Consider the following 516-nt stretch of genomic DNA (forward strand, 5'->3'; position numbering starts at 1 on the left):
TCATGAACTAGAGCATAAAAGTAAGGTGGTAATTGAGGGTTTAACAATTCTTTAGGGAACTCGGTTAGCCGATGGTGCAATACGTTGATATCGGGGCCTTCGGCACTACCATTGCTACGAGTTATGAGTTGAGTCATTATTCTGCTCCCTCATAGTGTTTTCTGCTAAATGCCCGAGCAAAATCAGTCATCGCTTCCCAAGACGTCACCGGGAATATATCCCAACCTTGTTGAGCCTCGGCTTGCTTTAAAGCGGCATCATGGTCCGCCATCCATTTATTGTTAGGTGGCAAGGGATAATCCCAGTGTAAATTTAACACCATCGTACCGCCGCCCTTTGCATTCTCTAATGCCTGCTTAGATATACCCCAGCCTGAGTTACCTTTTTCATCCGTGTCAAAAAGTGTTGTGACGCCATCATCCGACAAAATCACAATATGGGAGTTTCTAGTCCTTGGTTTCTCTATGTGGGTCTTTCTTAGAATATGTATCGGGAATGCTGTTGCGCCGCCCAAGT

The 516-nt window shown here is 45.3% G+C and carries 1 protein-coding gene; it reads right to left on the reverse strand.

Features of this window, described 5'->3' with window-relative positions:
- Nucleotides 1–136 precede the first annotated feature (136 nt).
- A partial coding sequence (locus A3756_RS06570; RefSeq protein ID WP_231875498.1) for a hypothetical protein occupies nt 137–516 on the reverse strand: 380 nt, incomplete at its 5' end.

The sequence above is a fragment of the Oleiphilus sp. HI0086 genome (genome assembly GCF_001635225.1).